The 18820-nt window shown below is 59.6% G+C and carries 16 protein-coding genes and 4 tRNA genes; 9 read left to right on the plus strand and 11 right to left on the minus strand.

Annotation, left to right across the window (positions count from 1 at the left end):
- Window positions 1-104: 104 nt before the first annotated feature.
- Complete coding sequence (gene rdgC / locus AC1RAC_RS13295; protein WP_005786703.1) at window positions 105-1025, minus strand: recombination-associated protein RdgC; 921 nt, start codon at window positions 1023-1025, stop codon at window positions 105-107.
- A gap of 159 nt (window positions 1026-1184) precedes the next feature.
- On the opposite strand from rdgC, the gene AC1RAC_RS13300 reads away from it, so the two are divergent.
- From AC1RAC_RS13300 to AC1RAC_RS13315, 4 genes are all read left to right on the plus strand, one after another.
- Window positions 1185-1260 (plus strand) — tRNA-Val (locus AC1RAC_RS13300).
- Window positions 1261-1279: 19 nt separating this feature from the next.
- Window positions 1280-1356 (plus strand) — tRNA-Asp (locus AC1RAC_RS13305).
- A 177-nt stretch (window positions 1357-1533) separates the two neighbouring features.
- Window positions 1534-1609, plus strand: a tRNA-Val gene (locus AC1RAC_RS13310).
- Between the two features lie 19 nt (window positions 1610-1628).
- Window positions 1629-1705 (plus strand) — tRNA-Asp (locus AC1RAC_RS13315).
- 89 nt (window positions 1706-1794) lie between these two features.
- On the opposite strand, the gene AC1RAC_RS13320 is transcribed toward AC1RAC_RS13315, so the two are convergent.
- Together AC1RAC_RS13320 and AC1RAC_RS13325 are read right to left on the minus strand one after the other, a co-directional pair.
- Window positions 1795-2928, minus strand: a complete 1134-nt coding sequence (locus tag AC1RAC_RS13320) for a catalase family protein (RefSeq protein WP_054921709.1) — start codon at window positions 2926-2928, stop codon at window positions 1795-1797.
- Between the two features lie 29 nt (window positions 2929-2957).
- The gene (locus tag AC1RAC_RS13325; protein ID WP_089042777.1) at window positions 2958-4766 is read right to left on the minus strand and encodes a di-heme-cytochrome C peroxidase; all 1809 of its coding nucleotides are present in this window, start codon (window positions 4764-4766) and stop codon (window positions 2958-2960) included.
- 247 nt (window positions 4767-5013) lie between these two features.
- On the opposite strand from AC1RAC_RS13325, the gene bamJ reads away from it, so the two are divergent.
- From bamJ to AC1RAC_RS13345, 4 genes are all read left to right on the plus strand, one after another.
- Window positions 5014-5754 (plus strand): BamJ family beta-barrel-assembly machinery protein, encoded by a 741-nt coding sequence (bamJ, locus tag AC1RAC_RS13330; protein WP_003190133.1) that lies wholly within the window; start codon window positions 5014-5016, stop codon window positions 5752-5754.
- Between the two features lie 1001 nt (window positions 5755-6755).
- Window positions 6756-7211: a YkvA family protein gene (locus AC1RAC_RS13335; protein ID WP_056788425.1), complete on the plus strand. Its 456-nt coding sequence runs from the start codon at window positions 6756-6758 to the stop codon at window positions 7209-7211.
- A gap of 96 nt (window positions 7212-7307) precedes the next feature.
- Window positions 7308-7646: a helix-turn-helix domain-containing protein gene (locus AC1RAC_RS13340; protein ID WP_492616640.1), complete on the plus strand. Its 339-nt coding sequence runs from the start codon at window positions 7308-7310 to the stop codon at window positions 7644-7646.
- On the plus strand, window positions 7643-8014 hold the full coding sequence (locus AC1RAC_RS13345) for a hypothetical protein (protein ID WP_005786715.1): 372 nt from the start codon (window positions 7643-7645) through the stop codon (window positions 8012-8014). Before AC1RAC_RS13340 ends, AC1RAC_RS13345 begins: the two co-directional genes overlap by 4 nt.
- Here the strand turns inward: AC1RAC_RS13345 and AC1RAC_RS13350 are convergent.
- From AC1RAC_RS13350 to AC1RAC_RS13385, 8 genes are all read right to left on the minus strand, one after another.
- Complete coding sequence (locus AC1RAC_RS13350; RefSeq protein ID WP_492616641.1) at window positions 8011-9780, minus strand: bifunctional diguanylate cyclase/phosphodiesterase; 1770 nt, start codon at window positions 9778-9780, stop codon at window positions 8011-8013. The genes AC1RAC_RS13345 and AC1RAC_RS13350 overlap by 4 nt on opposite strands.
- A gap of 117 nt (window positions 9781-9897) precedes the next feature.
- Window positions 9898-11979 carry a carboxy terminal-processing peptidase gene (locus AC1RAC_RS13355; protein ID WP_223816873.1) on the minus strand — a complete coding sequence of 694 codons (2082 nt, stop codon included), beginning with the start codon at window positions 11977-11979 and terminating at the stop codon, window positions 9898-9900.
- Between the two features lie 361 nt (window positions 11980-12340).
- Complete coding sequence (locus AC1RAC_RS13360; protein WP_054897873.1) at window positions 12341-12994, minus strand: HAD family hydrolase; 654 nt, start codon at window positions 12992-12994, stop codon at window positions 12341-12343.
- 33 nt (window positions 12995-13027) lie between these two features.
- Window positions 13028-14017 carry an ABC transporter ATP-binding protein gene (locus AC1RAC_RS13365; protein ID WP_034127242.1) on the minus strand — a complete coding sequence of 330 codons (990 nt, stop codon included), beginning with the start codon at window positions 14015-14017 and terminating at the stop codon, window positions 13028-13030.
- Complete coding sequence (locus tag AC1RAC_RS13370; protein ID WP_032892564.1) at window positions 14014-14814, minus strand: ABC transporter permease; 801 nt, start codon at window positions 14812-14814, stop codon at window positions 14014-14016. Before AC1RAC_RS13370 ends, AC1RAC_RS13365 begins: the two co-directional genes overlap by 4 nt.
- Window positions 14801-15646: an ABC transporter permease gene (locus tag AC1RAC_RS13375; RefSeq protein ID WP_044267910.1), complete on the minus strand. Its 846-nt coding sequence runs from the start codon at window positions 15644-15646 to the stop codon at window positions 14801-14803. Before AC1RAC_RS13375 ends, AC1RAC_RS13370 begins: the two co-directional genes overlap by 14 nt.
- A complete protein-coding gene (locus AC1RAC_RS13380; RefSeq protein ID WP_127881420.1) occupies window positions 15643-16449 on the minus strand; it encodes an alkaline phosphatase family protein in 807 nt (268 codons plus the stop codon). Before AC1RAC_RS13380 ends, AC1RAC_RS13375 begins: the two co-directional genes overlap by 4 nt.
- A gap of 216 nt (window positions 16450-16665) precedes the next feature.
- Window positions 16666-17742, minus strand: coding sequence for an ABC transporter substrate-binding protein (locus tag AC1RAC_RS13385; RefSeq protein WP_003190150.1), 1077 nt, complete (start codon window positions 17740-17742; stop codon window positions 16666-16668).
- A gap of 351 nt (window positions 17743-18093) precedes the next feature.
- Here AC1RAC_RS13385 and AC1RAC_RS13390 point away from each other — a divergent pair, with 351 nt between their 5' ends.
- Window positions 18094-18807: a UTRA domain-containing protein gene (locus tag AC1RAC_RS13390; protein WP_003190151.1), complete on the plus strand. Its 714-nt coding sequence runs from the start codon at window positions 18094-18096 to the stop codon at window positions 18805-18807.
- Window positions 18808-18820: the final 13 nt, after the last annotated feature.

The raw sequence follows: 18820 nt of genomic DNA on the forward strand, positions 1-18820 counted from the left end.
GCCTGCGATAGCGGAGTGTCAGTCGGCACTCCTCTGGCTGACACTCCGTTATCGCAGGCAAGCCAGCTCCCACACTGACCGTGCCCGCATTGGATCGGTGTTGCTTAGATGCCCTGTGGTGTCTCTTCGCCGCCCAGTGCCTCGACCAGCGCCGGCAGGAAATCGCCGAAGGTCAGCATCATCAAGGTAAAGCTGGCATCCAGTTGGCCCAGGGCTTCGTCGCCGCCGTCCTGTTCCGCCTGGTCTTGCAGCAGGTCTTCGAACTTCAGGCGCTTGACGGTCATCTTGTCATCGAGCATGAAGGACAGCTTGTCCTGCCACGCCAGGGACAGTTGGGTTACGACCTTGCCGGTGGTCAGGTGCAGCTGGATCTCTTCGCCGGTCAGGTCCTGGCGTTTGCAGCGCACGATGCCGCCGTCTTCGTGGGTGTCGCGCAGTTCGCATTCGTCGAGGACGAAGAAGTCATCAGCCGGTTTCTGGGTGGTGACCCAGTCAGTCATGATTGCAGTTGGTGCGGTTTTTACCGTCAGAGGGCGGACGGGCAGGGTGCCGATCACTTCACGCAGGGTCGACAGCAGGTCTTCGGCACGCTTGGGGCTGGCCGAGTTGACCAGGATCAGGCCCTGTTTCGGCGCGATTGCAGCGAAGGTCGACGAGCGACGGATAAAGGCACGCGGCAGGAAGGCCTGGATGATTTCATCCTTGATCTGGTCGCGCTCCTTCTTGTAGACCTTGCGCATTTGCTCGGCTTCGATCTCTTCGACTTTCTCTTTAAGTGCATCACGCACCACGCTACCCGGCAGGATGCGTTCTTCCTTGCGAGCGGCGATCAGCAGGAAATCGCCGCTGACGTGAACCAGGGGGGCGTCTTCACCTTTACCAAAAGGCGCGACAAAACCGTAAGTGGTCAACTCCTGGCTTGCACAAGGGCGCGCCAGCTTGGTGGCCATGGCCGCTTCCAACGCCTCGGCATCAACAGGCAGATCTTGGGTCAGGCGATAGATAAGCAGGTTCTTGAACCACATGGGGTGAGTCTCTCCTCTATACAAAGGGGGGCATTATTCTCTTGATCACGCCGCAGGCCAACCCTGCCTAAGCCATTGGAAGGGCTGAAAAAAAAGATTTAAGAAAGTGCTTGCCAGACTTAGGGTCGCTCCGTAGAATGCGCGCCACACCGAAACGAAGGGTGATTAGCTCAGCTGGGAGAGCATCTGCCTTACAAGCAGAGGGTCGGCGGTTCGATCCCGTCATCACCCACCATTCGCTTCATGTGTTACGCGCAGCGGTAGTTCAGTCGGTTAGAATACCGGCCTGTCACGCCGGGGGTCGCGGGTTCGAGTCCCGTCCGCTGCGCCATATTCGGTCACCTGGAATGCTGAACGCCAGGTAACCAAAGAAAGCCCGCTCATTGAGCGGGTTTTTTTCTGTCCGAAATATGGCAAAAAATCGTGCGCTAAACTTTTTTTAAATAAATTGCATTTAAATCAAGACATTACGATTTTTTGGTGTATGATGCGCCCACACCGAAACGAAGGGTGATTAGCTCAGCTGGGAGAGCATCTGCCTTACAAGCAGAGGGTCGGCGGTTCGATCCCGTCATCACCCACCATTCGCTTCAAGTGTTACGCGCAGCGGTAGTTCAGTCGGTTAGAATACCGGCCTGTCACGCCGGGGGTCGCGGGTTCGAGTCCCGTCCGCTGCGCCATATTCGGTCACCTGGAATACTGAACGCCAGGTAGCCAAAAGAAACCCGCTCATTGAGCGGGTTTTTTTTCGCCTGCGATTTAACGCGCCTTACGGTGCGTTGCGGCTGTGGCGGTAATCGCTGACGGCCTCGTACACCGCTTTGCGCAGCCGGTTGATGCCGCCGATGGGGCGGTGCGCTTCCAGCCCGAACCAGGGGTTGAACGACTGGTTATCGCACGCCAGGTTCTGCGCCGGCGTGTCGAAGTCCTGGGCGGGAATCCTGACCTTGGCCACGGTTTCATACGGCGCGTCGCTTTCCTTCCATTCGATGCTGGTGTCTTCGATCGGCATGAACGCCTGCGGGTTTTGCCGCTGGATTTGCAGCACAAAACACGCATCTACACGATCGGTGGAGAGTTGCTGGTTGAGCGCGCTGCGCAGGAAGTTGGGCAGGGCCTGGTTCTGTTTGGGCAACACATAATCCGGGCAGCTTTGCGGATCTGGCGCGACGCGGAACTTGGCGTTGGCCGCGCCAAACTTGTAGGGCGACACTGAAAAGTAAGTCGTCTGCGTCGGGCTGGCCGGTGCGGGCGCCAGGGTTGCCAGGGCGATAAACAGGTGACGCACTTGCCAACTGCGCGGGTCGAGCTTGGGAAAGAAAGCCAGGACCTTCTTGCCATCCGCTTGCGCGCCGATGTTTTGCGCGTATTCCGCGACATCGCTGACAAAGAAGTTCGGGTGGCTGAACATCACGAAATCCTGCTCGGTGCGCGCTTGCTGATCTGCCATCAGTTGCTTACCCGGCACATCCAACAGCTTGATGGCCATGCCGCGTGCATCGCGGATGCTGTCGAATTGCGGATAAGCGTTGCCGTTGGACAGGCGCATCGTCGCCTGCCAGGTCTTGCCCGGCTCGGCGAACACGCCCTGGCGCAAGGCCGGGTCGAGATCTGCCAGAACGCTGACCTCGGCTTTCACGCACCCATGGGCCTTGGCATGGGCATCACGCAGGTAGCGAGTGCCTTCGCGATGCTGATCAACGATGCGCACGGCGGTCTGGATGATGCCTTGGGTCATCGCCGCTTCACCCGGCGGGATCTGTTCCTTCACCGACACTGGGCCCCTGTGCTGCCAGGCGAACCAGGCCGTGGCCAACACCCATCCCAGCAGGCCCAGGCCCAGCAGCCACAGCAGGGTTTTGCCAACAAAGGCGCCAAGGCGCAGCCAGAGACGAGCAAGCATGGAGCGGTCCTTGTTTTGCGAGCGGATAATCATGGCAGTTGTTGCTCCAGCGGGCCGCCTAGCACCTTGAGGTATTCGAGCAGCGCCCAGCGTTCCTGCGGCAGCAGGCCACGGCCGATCACGCCATTGCCACGTTCGCCGGCACGGAATTCGTGGCCGCTGTTGTGGTTGCCGGTGATTCTGGTATCGAACAGGAAGGCATTCTTGAAGGCGATGGTCTCAAACCCCAGGTGACGCGGGTCGTAGTTGAAGGTGCCTTTATAGAAGGTAGTGCTGCGTTCGTCCTGGGGCGAGAGCAGTTGGTAGATCGTCGGCACCGAACCGTTGTGCAGGAACGGTGGGGTGGCCCATACGCCGGCCAGTGGCCGCGCCTTGTAGGCACGCAATTCGCGCACGCCGATGGGCAGGCCGAACCCGTCCAGGCCTGGGCGCTCGGCCGCGGTAACGCCGGCCGCACGGTAGGCATGCTCTTCGACGAAGGCGGTGACATAGGCCAAACCCTGGGCCACCGACATTTTTTTCAGGTCCAGCGGCGCGGTGGGGGTGGGGTGCAGTTCGACATTGAGCCGGGCCAGTTCGGCTGGGTCCCATTGCAACGCGCTGAGGTCATAGCGTTGGTCGGCAATGTTGTTGGCCGTGCCGGGGTCGGTGCCGATGTAGTTCACCGGCAGCATTTTCAACTGCTGCACCGGACGGCCGTTTTCTTGGGTGACAGTGGGTAGGTGGCAGCCGGCGCAGTTCTCGGCAAAGAGTGCGCGACCCTGGGCGGCGAGGGGCTTGTCGATGGCACCGAACAAGTCTTGCGGCCAGGTCGGCGGTTTGAGCCGTTGCAGGGTTTCTTCGATCAGGTGCAGGTCCCGCACCCGTACGCTGGACGGGTAGCGGGCATCGCCTTTGAGCGGTTGCCCGGCAGCGTCGAAGAACGTCAGGGTCGCGCCTACGCCAAGGGCTTCGCCGATGTTGCGCGCCATGGGCTGCTGGGCCGAGCCATTCCACTGCACCCAGTCGAAGGTCCAGATATCCCACAGCTGCGGGTAGTCCACCGGCGCATTGGCGACGCGATAATTGTCTGGGGAAATAGCGTCGCCAAAACTGGCGTTGGCGATGCGCCCAAAGGCGTCAGTGCGGCCCGGGCCTTCTTCGGTGGGGTAAAGGCCGCGGTGGGTGTCATTCCAGGCAACCTTGAGGAACTGGTTCAGCGATTGCTTGAAGTCCTTGCGCAGTTGATCGCGCTGGGCGTCGTACTGATCCCCCAGGACCTTGTGGGCAAAGCGCTCGAACTTCCATGGGTTGTAATAGGTAGCGGCCAGGCTGGCGACCAGGGCCTGGCCGAAACTGCCGCCACGCAACGTGGGAACGCTGGAGGGCAGTACGTGTTGCGCCGAGCCGCCGTCGATACGCAGGGCCTGACCCTTGAAGTGCAATTCGCCGGTGTGGCAGGCCGCACAGGTGATATCCAGGTACTGAGCCTTGCTGTCGGCGTTCTGGTGCCGGGCGAACCCTACCGGCAGGTTGCCAGGGTTTTGCGCGGTGGGCACCTGTTTGGGATCGACCAGGAAGCCAAAGCGCGCCAGGTACTGCGGCGCGGCAAAGCGTTGCTCGGAGAACGGCAGCTCCAGGGCGGTGAACCAGTCGTAGTGCAGGCCTTTTACTTGAGTGCCCTGGGGCGTGAAGTAGTAGGTCTGGCGGTCGGCGGCACTCCATTGCTCCTGATAGTGCACCTGTTTCACGGGCACGTAATCCGGCAGCTTGGGGTTGAGGGTGTAATAGAGCACCACGGCCAGGATCAGGCCCAGTGCGATCAGTATCAGGAGTAAAACTCGGGAAAAAATGCGCAAGATAACTATCCTTGTCGAATTGTCGCGTTGTTATGCCACTGCGCCACAGGTGCGGCAAGTGACGATTAGCCTGCTATCAGGCGGTTCCGCGATCCGTCGCGGGCCCCCATGATAAATGGAAATGCTTTTAAACACGTGAACTTATCAGAAGTTTCCTGCTCACATGCCGGTAGCCATTGGTCGGGGCCGCCTGATAAGCTCGCGACTTTATTCGAATGCCCTTTTGGCGCATGAACAAGGAAATAGCATGAAACAGCATCGGTTGGCGGCGGCGGTGGCCCTGGTTAGCCTGGTACTTGCGGGTTGTGATTCGCAAACCAGCGTAGAGCTGAAAACCCCGGCGCAGAAAGCTTCCTACGGCATCGGCCTGAACATGGGCAAGAGCCTTGCCCAAGAAGGCATGGACGACCTGGACTCCAAAGCTGTTGCCCAAGGCATCGAAGATGCCGTCGGCAAGAAAGAGCAGAAGCTCAAAGACGATGAGCTGGTTGAAGCGTTTGCCGCACTGCAAAAGCGTGCTGAAGAACGCATGACCAAAATGAGCGAAGAGTCGGCAGCCGCTGGCAAGAAATTCCTCGAAGACAACGCGAAGAAAGACGGTGTCGTCACCACCGCTTCCGGCCTGCAGTACAAGATCGTGAAGAAGGCCGACGGCGCCCAGCCTAAGCCAACCGACGTGGTGACTGTTCACTACACCGGCAAGCTCACCAACGGCACTACCTTTGACAGCTCCGTAGATCGCGGTAGCCCGATCGACCTGCCGGTCAGCGGCGTGATCCCGGGTTGGGTCGAAGGCTTGCAACTGATGCATGTTGGTGAGAAGGTCGAGTTGTACATCCCGTCCGACCTGGCCTACGGCGCCCAGAGCCCGAGCCCGGCGATTCCAGCCAACTCCGTGCTGGTATTCGACCTGGAGCTGCTGGCCATCAAGGACCCAGCCAAGGCAGAAGCAGCAGACGCACCTGCTGCACCAGCCGCCAAGAAGTAATCGGCGCCTGAACACACAACGCCCCGTCTCGACGGGGCGTTGTTGTTTTCGGGGTTGTATCAAAGGATGCAAAAAATTTCTGTGGGAGCTGGCTTGTCGGGTCGCCGCATCGCTGTGATGACGGACTGCCAGCCGCCACTTACCTTACCTGACGCCCCGCACTCCAAATGTGGGAGCTGGCTTGCCTGAGAGGACAGCCTCACAGTCGACACAGTTATGCCGGGTACATATCCATTCCTGCGGTAACGACCACTTAGGGTTCCGCTCTGACAGCGGGTCACTTTTGGAAAAGAGCCCCAAAAGTAACCAAAAGGGCTCTTGCCCCACCACTCGGCACCTCGCCTAGGCTCGGTGTGCCCTCACTCCGGCTTGAATCCGTGGGCCGCCGTCATGGGCCATCCTTGGCCCAGGACGGCTAACCCGGCGTCCTGCCGGGTTACCCACGAATTCAAGCCTGCGTTCGGCCAGCGTGGTTTAACGGGGCGCCTGAGATCAAGATCAAAAGCAGATCAAGATCAAGAGCGGCTCGCTTCGCATCGTGGTTAGCGTTGGCTGCTACAGCCTGTAGTGTTGTGTAGAGACTTATGGCAATCGCAGGCAAGCCACCGCCCACATTTAGAGCCCAGGGTGTCTGAGAGATAGGCATTGGCTGGCAGGCCGCCGCGGGAGCAAGCTCCCTCGCCACAGGGGTCAGCGTCGTACCGGAGTTGTGCATATGCCTATGACTATCGCACGCCAGCGAGCCCCTGCGTTGAAGCCTCGAAAAATCCAAACGAACGTCCGCAATCGGACACAGTCTGATATAAGACTCGAGCACGGGTAGCCGCACATACATGCCAAGTCAATGAATTCTTGGGTTTTTTTTATGTGCGCAAAAAACGCCCGATCTGACTGTAGGCCTTGTAGTCCGTGGCTTTCAGCCGATAAAACAGGCTCTGTTCACAAGGTTATCCACAATTTGTGTGGATAACCTTTTATGTCGCCTGGAACTGGAGTGCCCTATGAAACCACCGTTCAATTTCACCCGTTTCCTGCCTATGGCCGCACGCTTGCTCGGTCGGGGGCGTTTGCCAACCTTGCTGTTTGCCGTCGCTGCCAAAGGTTCAAGCCAAGGCAATCGGCTCGGCCAGCTCAAGGATGATCTCAAGTTACTGCAGGCCCTGTGCCTGGCTTACTGGCGCGGCGAATACCGTGCGATCAGCCCTAAGGCGCTGATCTCGGTGGTGGCGGGGCTGATGTATTTTCTCAGCCCGATTGATGCGATTCCGGATTTCCTCCCGATGTTCGGCATGCTGGATGACATCGCCGTGCTGGCATGGGTCATGAAGACCCTGAGCGGCGAACTGAGCGCCTTTCGTGCGTGGCGCGATGCGCAACGCCCGGAAAAACTCGCGGTGGTTGAGCGCCTGCCAGCGACGCCTGAGCTGCTGGCCCGGGAAAACCCACAAAAAAACTAATGTTGCCCGGTATCCCCTGCGACCTTTGTGGCTGTTAGGATTACACTTCTAAGGAAAGAGCTTACTTAGTAAGTGTTTTTATCCTACGGGGCAGTCATGGATATTCAGATCATTTCACGCGATGGCGCACCCGAATACGCGGTGTTGCCATGGGACCAGTACCAGGCGCTGCTAAAAGCTGCCGGTCAGCAGCAACCTACACCCGCTTCTTCCCCTGCCGTCTCTACCGCCATTGATCAGGACCTGCGCCCGCTCGCAGCCCTGCGCGGCATGCGTGAAGCCAAAGGGCTGGCTATCGAGACCCTGGCACGCACAGTGGGGATCAGCCCCTCATACCTTGGATTGATTGAAAGTGGTGAACGCCAGCCGGATGCCGCCATTCGCCGCAGCCTGGCTTGGGAATTGGGCGTAGCAGGTTGGAGGGATGAGTCTTGAGCCTACGTATTAGCCGTCAACACTGGGATGGGTTGCTCAACGAACTGGATCAGGCGCGGCGCCAGCGCCATTTGCTCACCTACCGTGCACTGCTTGAGCGCCTGCAATTCCCCACGCCGGCCATGCAGACCCTGGCGGCGGCCCTGGAGCACCTGGCGGCACTGGATGCCAAGGCCGAGCAGCCGCTGCGCAGTTCCCTGGTGATCAGCCAGGGCGCCAGCCGCCTGCCGCGCACCGGTTTTTTCGAATGTGTGGAGCGTCTGGGGCGGTTCAGCGGGCCGTCCGATGGCGTCGCCGCCGCGTCCTGGCATGCATCCGAAGTGGTGCGGGTGTTCGAGTACGAGTATCCGGAGTCCGCCGAGGCCTAAAGCGCCTGGGGGCAGGTGTCCATGCTGTCGATCACGTGGATGCTGTAGCCCGCCACATCCTTGGCTTGGTGCTTGGCTTGTGACGCCAGTTCTGCCAACTGGCTGGCATCGAGTTGTGCGCAGGCCTGAGGATACAAGTGCACTACACCGATGGACAGCGACAGCAACGCAAACTCCTGGCGCACGCCCTGGCGATTGAGGGCCACGAAGCACCCAGCCTCCAGATGTTCAGCGCGGTAGAAGCGTCGGCATTGGGTATGGAAGTCATCCAGCAACTGGTTGAGCCGCTTGCGCCAATCCTGCGGGCCCAGCACCAGCAAAAAATCATCCCCACCAATATGCCCGACAAAGTCGCGGCTGGGGTCTACCCGGTCGTTGAGGCACTGCGCCAGGCACAGCAGCACTTCATCCCCGCGCCCGTAGCCGTAGATATCGTTGAACGGTTTGAAACTGTCGATATCCACATAGCAGATCACCGACTCGCGCTGTTGCTGCAGCAGCCGGGTGAGGCACTGCTGGATCGGCACATTGCCAGGCAACAAGGTCAACGGGTTGGCATAGCGGGCCTGCTGGATTTTCAGCTCCGTGATCAACTTGAGCACGTCGATGACCCGACCCAGTCCCAGGTAATCACCGTTCAGGGTGATGATGAAATCCTCTTCGATGCGTTGCCGCGCGCGGCTGGTCAATAAGCGGCTGACCTGCTGCAAGGACTGGCTCAGTTCCACCGCCAAAAAGTCATCGCTCATCAAGCGGCTGATGGGTTTACGTGCAAACAGATCGGTCGCGAACGGCTTGAGCAACGCGTCCGACAACGAGTGCCGGTGCACAATGCCGACCGGGCAACCGCGGCCGTCCAATACCGCCAGCGAGTTGAGGTTGGCCTGGCGGCGGAACGATTCCAGCACTTGAGCGGTGGCGGTGTCTTGATCCACGGCGGGCTGCTCATTGAGCAGGGCGCTCAAGTCACTGCCTTCGTCATTGAGGGCCAGCGTGGCGTTATCCGGCTTGGGCAGCATCAGGCGCGCTTCCTGCGGCGGCTTTTCCTGAGGGCGGCAGAGCAGGTAGCCCTGGACCAGGTCGACGCCCATCTCCGTCAACACCGCCAGTTCTTCCGGCAACTCGATGCCCTCGGCAATCACTTGGGCGCGGGACGCCCTGGCGATCTGCAGGATCGAGCCGACAAACTCACGCTTGAGGGCGTCCTGGTGAATGCCGTCGATAAAGTGCCGGTCGATCTTCACGTAGTCCGGGCGCAGTTCGGACCACAACCGCAAGCTGGAATAACCGGCGCCCAAGTCATCCAGTGCGATGGCAAAACCCATGTCGCGGTAGTGGTGCAAGGCAGTTTGCAGCAGCGCGAAATCGTCGGTGGGTGCCTGCTCGGTTAGCTCGATCACCACTTGGCTGGGAGAAATGCCGAAGTCGCGCAACAGTTGCAGCGTGCGCCCTGGCTGATGTGCGTTCTCCATCAAGGATTCGGGAGAGATATTGAGGAACAGCTTGCCGGGCAGTTTCTGCTCGCTGAAGCGCCGGCATGCACTCTCTCGACACGCCATGTCCAATTCGCTCAGGCGCCCGGCGTGGCTGGCCACCGAGAACAGTGCGACGGGGGAGTGCAGCGGGCTGTTGGACGGGCCACGACTGAGAGCTTCATAACCGAGGATGCGCCGCTCCGACAGGCAGATGATCGGTTGGAACAGGCTGTGCAAACTGCCTTGAGCCAGGATTGAGCCCAATGCATTCAGCTGTTCGGTCATGGTCATGGCGGTCTCGATCAAAAAAAAGGACCGCAGGCGTAAACCTGCGGTCCTTTTATTTCACGACAGAATGATGTCTATATGATGACACTCCGAGGAGCGATCACATTAAATCGCCATCATTTACTGCTTGGCCACCTGCTTGGTGATTTTCAGATAATCCAGCAGGATCCGGCCAGTCTCGGCCAAGTAAGCGTCGTCTTCCGGCTTGGTTTTATCCGCCTCCGTCGGCAGCGCGTCTTCATCTTCTTTCTTCAGCTCTTTGAGCGGGTCTTCACCCTTGGCCTTGCGGCGGGTGTTTTCCAGCACCAGTTGCTGATTCTCGATGCTGGAGTGCTGTGCACGGCGATCCGCTTCGTTGAGGCTGACGGTCTTCTCTTCCATCAGCTTCTTGGCCAGGGCCAGCTTGTCGCGAATAAACACGAACTCGGCGTCCTTGGCAGAGCGGGTGTCATGGTCAGCCTTCAACTGAGCCAGGAAGGGCTTGAACGGATCCGACGCCGGCTTGATCGCAGGGCGGATAGTGTCCCACGGCATGGCTTCAGGCAGGGCGCTTTCGCCGATTTCCTTGGTGTCGATGATCGAAGGGAAATCGATATCCGGCAGTACGCCTTGATGCTGGGTGCTCTGCCCGGATACCCGGTAGAACTTGGCCAGTGTCAGTTTAAGCTCGCCATGGTTCAGCGGTTGGATGGTCTGCACGGTGCCTTTGCCGAAGGTCTGGCCGCCGATGATCAGTGCGCGGTGGTAGTCCTGCATGGCGCCGGCGAAAATCTCCGAGGCCGAGGCCGAGAGACGGTTGACCAGCAGCGCCATCGGCCCTTTGTAGAAGGCCCCTGGGTTCTCGTCTTCGAGCACGTCGACACGGCCGTCAGCGTTGCGTACCAATACGGTCGGGCCCTTGTCGATAAACAGGCTGGTCAGCTCGGTGGCTTCCTGCAGGGAGCCGCCGCCGTTGTTGCGCAGGTCGATGACCACGCCGTCGACTTTCTCTTTCTGCAGTTCTGTCAGGATTTTCTTCACGTCGCGGGTGGTGGACTTGTAGTCCGGATCACCGGCGCGGAACGCCTTGAAGTCCAGGTAGAAGGCCGGGATTTCGATCACGCCCAGCTTGTAGTCCTTGCCATCCTGCTTGAGGTTGAGGACTTTCTTCTGCACGGCCTGGTCTTCGAGCTTCACCGCTTCACGGGTGATGGACACGATCTTGCTGGTCTGGTCGTTCGGTGCATTGGTGTGCGGAATCACTTCCAGGCGCACCACGCTGCCTTTAGGCCCACGGATCAGCTTGACCACTTCGTCCAGGCGCCAGCCGACCACATCGACCATCTCTTTGTCGGCCTGGGCCACGCCGATGATCTTGTCGGCCGGTGCCACTTGCTTGGTTTTGTCAGCAGGGCCTGCCGGCACCAGACGTACGATCTTCACCTGGTCATTGTCGCTTTGCAGGACGGCACCGATGCCTTCCAGGGACAGACTCATATTGATATCGAAATTTTCCGCGTTATCTGGCGACAGATAATTGGTGTGCGGGTCGTAGGACATCGCAAAGGTGTTGATGTAGGCCTGGAAGATATCCTCGGCACGGGTCTGGTCCAGGCGTGCCAGCTGGTTTTTGTAGCGCTTGGTCAGCAGTTCTTGAATGGCCTTGGGCTCTTTGCCGGCGATCTTCAAGCGCAGCACTTCGTCCTTGACGCGTTTGCGCCACAGGTCGTCCAGGGCTGCGGTGCTGGTCAGCCAAGGGGCGTCCTTGCGGTCTACCAGAAGGGTTTCTTTCTGGGTGAAATCGAGTTTGTCGACGCCCTTGTTCAGCTCACCCAACGCGAAGTCCAGACGCGCTTTGACGCGGTCCAGGTAACGCTTGTAGATGGTGAAGCCGGGTTGCAGGTCGCCGCTCTTGAGGAAGTCGTCGAATTGGGTCTTCCACTTGTCGAACTCAGCGATATCGCTGGCCAGGAAGTAGCTGCGCGAGGGGTCCAGCAGCTTGAGGTAGCTGTCGTAGATGATCACCGAGCGAGCGTCGTCCAGCGGCGGCTTGCTGTAGTGATGGCGCTTGAGCAACTCGACGACGTTAAGGCTGGCAATCACCTCATCGCGATCAGGCTGAAGGTTGTCCCAGCTATTGGCTGCGAACGTATTGGTCGACATCGACGCGAAGCCGAGACCAATGAAAAAAGCGAGGGCGGTGCTGGGGAACAGATGCTTCATGCTGATTCGACGCGGGGGCAATTGATAACGCATATTAGGCCGTCTTTGAGGGAGCCGGTTCCATATGGTCCGGTCGCATAATGCAAAAAGCCCGGCGCTACAGCACCGGGCTCAGTCCAGACTCACTATGGAGGCACTGTGAAAGCATTGCAAGGCGTTGACGGTGATGTGGGGGGCTAGAACAACCTCGTCCTACGTCCGGTGTAGTCCATATTGCCAATAGCCTGACCGAATCCTAGATTGAAATGCAGTCAGTGTGGGAGCTGGCTTGCCTGCGATAGCGGTGCGCCAGATGAAGAATTCTTCACTGTTGCACCGCTATCGCCGGCAAGCCAGCTCCCACAGGTTGATGTCTATTGATTCAGGTCCAGTGGTGGATCGGCCAGCCGGCCTGTTCGGCATTGGCGCGCAACACCGGGTCCGGGTTCACCACCTGCGGGTGATCCACCTTGAGCAGCAGCGGTAAATCATTGCGCGAGTCCGAATAGAAATAGGCACCTTCAAGGGTTTCGCCTTCCTGCTCCAGCCATTCCAGCAACCGCGTGATCTTGCCTTCACGGTAAGTCAGTACACCCTCTGTCTTGCCGTCGTATACCCCATGGCTGACGCTCAGGTTAATCCCCAGCACTTCCTCGATACCGATACGCGCAGCAATCGGCGTGACCAGGTGAGTGCCCGAAGCGGAAATCACTAGGATCCGGTCACCGTTCGCGCGGTGGCGGGCGATGGTCTTGGTGGCGTCGCTGTAGATCAGCGGCTCGATCACGTCCTCGACCCACGGCTCCACCAGGTGCTCGATTTCTTCCGGGGTTCGGCCGATCATCGGCTCCAGGCTGAAATCCATGAAATCTTCCATCAACAGCTTGCCCTGGCTGTAGGCATCCATCAGCTCGTTGTTCCTGCGCATGAATGACTCAGGGTCTACCCAGCCGAGGCGGCCCATCTGTTCGCTCCACAGCGTGGCGCAGTCGCCGTGGATCAAGGTGTCGTCCAGATCAAAAATTACCAATGCCATCGGTGATGCTCTCTCTCAATAGGTCGCTGCCTGTCAGGCTACTTCACACAGTGCGCTGGGGTCGATGGAAAGTGCCAGGCGTTGGCCGTCCGGATGCAGGTCGTCGGCCGAACGATTGAGCACATCCACCACCAGCTCGACACCACGGGCTTCGATGCGGTAGCGAATTACGTTACCCAGCAGGCTGTGGCTACGCACCAACGCATCGAGCTCGCCACTGCGGCTCAACTCGATGGCCTCGGGGCGAATCGCGATACGCCCGCTGATCGGTCGCTGCAGCAGTTGGCTGGCCTTGTCGGCATCGAGCAGGTTGTAGTTGCCGATAAACCCAGCAGCGAACACATCCACCGGCGCGGTATAGAGGGTTTCGGCATCGCCGCTCTGCACGATCTTGCCCTGGTTCATCAAGAAGATGCGGTCGGACATGGTCAGCGCTTCTTCCTGGTCATGGGTCACGAAGATCGTGGTCAGCCCCAGCTCGCGCTGGATCTGGCGGATCTGCTCGCGCAAGTGCTTGCGAATACGTGCATCCAGCGCCGACAGCGGTTCATCGAGCAACAGCAGGCGCGGGCGGGTTACCAGGGAGCGGGCGAGGGCGACGCGCTGGCACTGGCCACCGGACATCTGGTGCGGATAGCGGCCGGCCAGGTCCTTGAGTTCCACCAGTTGCAGCACTTCTTGCACGCGCTTGTGACTGTCGTCGGCGTTGACCTTTTGCATGCGCAGGCCGAAGGCAACGTTCTGTTCCACGGTCATGTTGGGGAACAGCGCGTAGCTCTGGAACACCATGCCGATCTGGCGCTTCTGTGGGCTCAGGGGCACGATGTCCTGGCCATCCAGGAGGATTTGGCCACTGTCCACCGGCGTAAGCCCGGCGATGCAGCGCAGCAGGGTGGATTTGCCGCAACCGGACGGGCCGAGCAGGGTGACGAACTCGCCTTTGGCGACCTCGCAATTGATATCGCTGAACACCGGGGTGCCGGCGTAGCCTTTTTGCAGGTGTTGGACGCTGACGAAGCTCATTGGCTTTTGTCCTTGTTCAAGAGAGTGGCGGCCCAGGTCAGTACCAGTACAAAGAAGAAATAAGAGATCACCACGGCGCTGGTGAAATGGCCACTGCTGTTGCGCATGTTGTTGAGGTACACCTGCAGGGTTTCGTAGCGGGTGCCGACGAGGATGTTGGCGAACACGAACTCGCCGAACAGGAACGAGAACGACAGCAGCAGCGCCACCATCAGGCCCTTGCGCAGGTTGGGCAGCACCACCAGGATCGCGGCCTGCCAGGTGCTGGCGCCGAGCAGTTGCGAAGCGTCCATCAGGTCGCGCAGGTTGATGGCTTGCAGGTTGTTGGTGATCGCTCGGTACATGAACGGCAGCGCGACGGTGAAGTAGCAGCCGATCAAAATCCACGGCGTGCCCACCATCGCCAGCGGCCCGGAACCGTACAGTTGCAGCAGACCCACCGAGGACACCACCGGCGGCACCGCAAAGGGCAGCAGGATCAGGATGTTCATCAGCGCGTCGAGCTTGGGAAAGTGGTAATGCACCACGAACAGCAGCGGCAAGATCAACACCACCGAGAGGATAAGTGCGCCCACGCACACCAGCAACGATTGCCCGAAGGCCATCAGAAAGCGCGGGTCGCTCCACAGCTGTACATACCATTTCACGCTGAAGCCGGCAGGCAGGATGGTTGCCGACCAACTGCTGGAAATCGAGTAGACAAAAGTGCCCACCAGCGGCAGCACCAGGATCAGGAACAACAGGTACACCACCACCCGATGGTAGAGGGAGGCCGTACCGGCTTCAGCGCGAGACATGGTAGCTCCTCTTGAGCAGCAGTTGATGCACCACCGTGACCACGGTCATCAGCGCCACCAGCACCACGGCCAGGGCGCTGGCCATGTTCGGGTCCAGCGACACATCGCCAGAGACCAGGCCGGCAATGCGAATTGGCAGCACGTTGAAGTTGCCGGTAGTAAGCGCATAGACCGTGGCGTAGGCGCCCAGGGCATTGGCCAGCAGGATCACAAAGGTGCCGAGCAGGGCCGGGGTGAGCACCGGCAGGCCGATATGGCGCCAGAACTGCCAGCCATTCGCACCGAGCAGCGCGGCAGATTCGCGCCAGTCTTCGCGCAATGCGTCAAAGGCCGGGTAGAGCAACAGTACGCCGAGGGGGATCTGGAAATAGGTATAAAGGATGATCAAGCCGGTTTTCGAGTACAGGTTGAAGTCCTCAATGATCCCGGCCTGCTTGAGCATGAGGGTGATGCTGCCGTTGAACCCCAGCAGGATGATGAACGCGAAGGCCAGGGGCACGCCGGCGAAATTGCTGGTCATGTTGGCGAACGCGGTGACGAAGTTGCGCAGCGGCGAATCCACTCGGCGCAGTGAGTAGCTGCCCAAGGTGGCGATGATGATGCCGAAGATGCTGGAGTAAAAGCTGATCTCCAGGCTGAACTGGATGGCCTGCCGGTAGAACTTCGAGGTGAAGATGCGGGTGAAGTTTTCCAGGCCCCAGCCGGCCTCTTCGGTTTGAAGGCTGCTGATCAGCACCCACACCAGTGGCGCGATCTCGAACACGATAAAGAACAGTGCGAAGGGCAGCAGGCACAGCAGGGCCAGCCATTTGCCGCGGGTCAATGCATTCACTTGAGCAGCTCCCGGCACACAGGTTTGTCGTGGGGCACGCCGAGCAGCTCGCAGACGGTACCGCACAGGTCGGTCTGTTTCGGCGCAGCGTCGGTGTCCAGGCTGAAGGCGTCACCGATGACAAACAGTGGCACTTCCCGTTCTTCGCGCAACAGGCCGTTGTGGGAGCGGTCGTTGTTCATGCCATGGTCGGCGGTGACCAGTATCTGGTAGCCGGCGTCGAGCCAGCCTTGCAGGTAGTCGGCCAGGATAATGTCGGCCGAGCGTGCGCTGTTGCGGTATTGCGCGGTGTCGAGGCCATGCTTGTGGCCGGCGTCGTCGATGTTCATCGGGTGCACCAGCAAAAAGTTTGGCGCGTGCTTGAGCCGCAGGCTTTCGGCGTCGGCGAACAGGTGGGAATCGGGGTAGTGGTCATTCCAGTAGAAATGCCCGTGCTGGATCGCCAGCGCCTTGTCGTTGGTATGACGATCGCGGGCGGCGAGAAAGGGCGTGCGGTTATACAACTCGCTGACCCAGTGGTAAGCCGCCGCCGCGGTGCTCAAGCCGGCGTCGGTGGCGTAATGGAAAATGCTGCGCTGGGTGGACAGGCGCGAGACGTTGTTGTGCACGACACCGCTTTGGATCGGCGGCACGCCGGTGAGGATGCACTCGTACAACGGGCGGGACAGGGCAGGCAGTTCACATTCCAGTGTGTAGAGGGCTGCGCGTCTTGCGCCGACATAGGCCTGCAAGTGCCCCATGGCGTGCCGCGCAACCTCGAAGTTGAGGCCGTCGAGCACCACAAGGATGACATTGTGCTTCATGGGGGCTGGGGCTCCGCAACAGAGGGTATGGCTCAGTATCAACTTGAAATGGGATCAAATGTGGGAGCTGGCTTGTTGTGGCGAGCAAGCTTGCTTGCGCTGGGGTGCGGAGCACCCCCAAAAAGCCGGCTCCAGCTACGCTGTCGAGCGGGAGCAAGCTCCCTCGCCACAGCAAGCCAGCTCCCACACTGACCGCCTTTGGATCAGAGAGACCGATTACTTCATTTCTACGATGACTTGCTCGTTCCACATCTGTGGCAGCTTCTTGGACGTCGCTTCCCAGGCATCGGCATCCTTGATCGGCTGCGGGTTGGCCTTGGTGTACTGCTCGCCCGGGATCAGGTTTTTGGCAACGTCCGCCGGCAGTTTCAAGTCGGTTTCAGCCCGGATCGGACGCGCATTGCCGCGTGCCAGGTTGAGCTGGCCGGCATCGCTGAAGATGTATTCCCGGGTGAGCTTGGCGGCGTTCGGGTGCTTGGCGTATTTGTTGATGATGGTGGTGTAGCCGGATTTCACCGAGCCATCCGAGGGGATCAGCACCACGTAGTCATCCGGGTTGGCCATCTTGGCCTTGTAGCTCAGGCCGTTGAAGTCCCAGACGAGGCCCACTTCGACTTCGCCTTTTTCCATGGTGGCGATGGTCGGGTTGGACAGCGAGAGCCGACCTTGCTGGGCGATCTTGGTGAAGAATTGCAGGCCCGGCGCGATGTTTTTCTCGTCGCCTTTGTTGGCGATGGCTGCGGCGAGTACTGCGTTCGAAGCCTGGGCGGCGGTGCTCACGTCACCCACCGAGACCTTGTATTTACCGGTTTGCAGGTCAGCCCAGGTGGTGGGCACTTCGGAGCCGTGCAGCAGCTTCTTGTTGACGATAAAGGCGATGGTGCCGGTGTAGGCCAGGGCCCAGTGACCGTCCTTGTCTTTCGCCCAATCCGGCACCTGCGCCCAGGTGGACGGTTTGTATGGCTGGGTGACTTCCTGTTTCACCGCGATCGGGCCGAAGGCTGCGCCCACGTCACCGATATCGGCGCTGGCGTTGTCTTTTTCGGCTTTGAACTTGGCGATTTCCTGGGCCGAGCTCATGTCGGTGTCGATGTGCTTGAGGCCGTAGGTCTTGGCCAGGTCTTCCCAGGTGCCTTTCCAGTTGGCCCAGTCATCGGGCATGCCGACGCTGTTGACGGCGCCTTCCGCTTTGGCGGCGGCTTCCAAGGTTTTTAGATCGGTATCAGCAGCCATGGCGGCGGTGCACATGGCAATGGTCGAGCCTAACAGTGATGCCAGGAAAAGCTGTTTCATCCGAAGCTCCTATGGGCGTTTTCAACGCGGCGTTTTATCTGAACGTTAGCGGTGGTTTGGTCTAGGTCAGCAATACCTGAGCCAATCTAGGCCCCATGGATGACAGTTTCATGTCGATGTCGTTTTTGAAGCGCTGATGTCGCTCAGCTCCGACTTAGCGTAGACCATGCCCAAGTGCCCGCAGGCCCTGGACTTGGCCGATGTATTGCAGGGGGTGGTAGAGGCAGTCGACAGCCTTTGTCATCTGTCGGTCATGTGGAGTGCCTAGGCTGGCACACAGCAGCAGAAGCCCAGATAGAGCGCGTTTTGTGCACCTGAACGGTGCTGGTCTAGTCCAGATAGGTAACGTTGATGCGTGATGAGGCAATCAAGGCGGTAACCTCCATCGGCCTGGCGCTGCAAGAGCAGATCGACCATGGCCTGTTGCCGCCTGCCAGCAAACTGCCCGCCGAACGCAAGCTCAGCGAGTTGTTTGGTACCACTCGGATTACCGTGCGGGAAGCCTTGTTACAGCTTGAGGCCCAAGGGCAGATTTACCGCGAAGAGCGTCGGGGCTGGTTCGTCTCGCCGCCACGGCTGGCCTATAACCTGATGCAGCGCAGCCATTTTCACGCGATGGTCAGCGACCAGGGGCGTGAGGCTTCCACGCAGGTCATTTCCGCACGCTTGCAACCAGCGTCGGCGGCGGTGTGCGCGTGGTTGCAGTTGCCGGCGTTGTCGAGCGTGATCCAGATTTGCCGGGGGCGCAGGATTGACGGGCGCCTGGTGTTGTATGTGGAGCACTATCTGAACCCGCAGTATTTTCCGGGAATCCTGGCGTGTGATTTGAATCAGTCGATGACTGAGCTGTATGCCAGCAAATATGACTTGCACTACGGGCGGGTGCGCTTCGAGATTGTGCCGACCTCACTGCCGGTGGAAGCGGCCGCTGCGCTGCGCGTCTCGGTAGGCAGCCCGGGCTTGCGCATCGCCCGGGTCAATTACGACCAGCATCAACGCCTGATCGACTGTGACCTGGAGTTCTGGCGGCATGATGCGATTCATGTGGGTGTGGATGTGGTGTAGCGGCTTGTGCACC

This window comes from Pseudomonas sp. GW823-FHT02F05 (assembly GCF_058797315.1).

Coding starts and splice junctions, on each gene's coding strand:
- rdgC (WP_005786703.1), bottom strand. CDS start 1,025: ATGTGGTTCAAGAACCTGCTTATCTATCGCCTGACCCAAGATCTGCCT.
- AC1RAC_RS13320 (WP_054921709.1), bottom strand. CDS start 2,928: ATGCTTGCTCGTCTCTGGCTGCGCCTTGGCGCCTTTGTTGGCAAAACC.
- bamJ (WP_003190133.1), top strand. CDS start 5,014: ATGAAACAGCATCGGTTGGCGGCGGCGGTGGCCCTGGTTAGCCTGGTA.
- AC1RAC_RS13335 (WP_056788425.1), top strand. CDS start 6,756: ATGAAACCACCGTTCAATTTCACCCGTTTCCTGCCTATGGCCGCACGC.
- AC1RAC_RS13340 (WP_492616640.1), top strand. CDS start 7,308: ATGGATATTCAGATCATTTCACGCGATGGCGCACCCGAATACGCGGTG.
- AC1RAC_RS13350 (WP_492616641.1), bottom strand. CDS start 9,780: ATGACCATGACCGAACAGCTGAATGCATTGGGCTCAATCCTGGCTCAA.
- AC1RAC_RS13355 (WP_223816873.1), bottom strand. CDS start 11,979: ATGAAGCATCTGTTCCCCAGCACCGCCCTCGCTTTTTTCATTGGTCTC.
- AC1RAC_RS13360 (WP_054897873.1), bottom strand. CDS start 12,994: ATGGCATTGGTAATTTTTGATCTGGACGACACCTTGATCCACGGCGAC.
- AC1RAC_RS13365 (WP_034127242.1), bottom strand. CDS start 14,017: ATGAGCTTCGTCAGCGTCCAACACCTGCAAAAAGGCTACGCCGGCACC.
- AC1RAC_RS13370 (WP_032892564.1), bottom strand. CDS start 14,814: ATGTCTCGCGCTGAAGCCGGTACGGCCTCCCTCTACCATCGGGTGGTG.
- AC1RAC_RS13380 (WP_127881420.1), bottom strand. CDS start 16,449: ATGAAGCACAATGTCATCCTTGTGGTGCTCGACGGCCTCAACTTCGAG.
- AC1RAC_RS13385 (WP_003190150.1), bottom strand. CDS start 17,742: ATGAAACAGCTTTTCCTGGCATCACTGTTAGGCTCGACCATTGCCATG.
- AC1RAC_RS13390 (WP_003190151.1), top strand. CDS start 18,094: ATGCGTGATGAGGCAATCAAGGCGGTAACCTCCATCGGCCTGGCGCTG.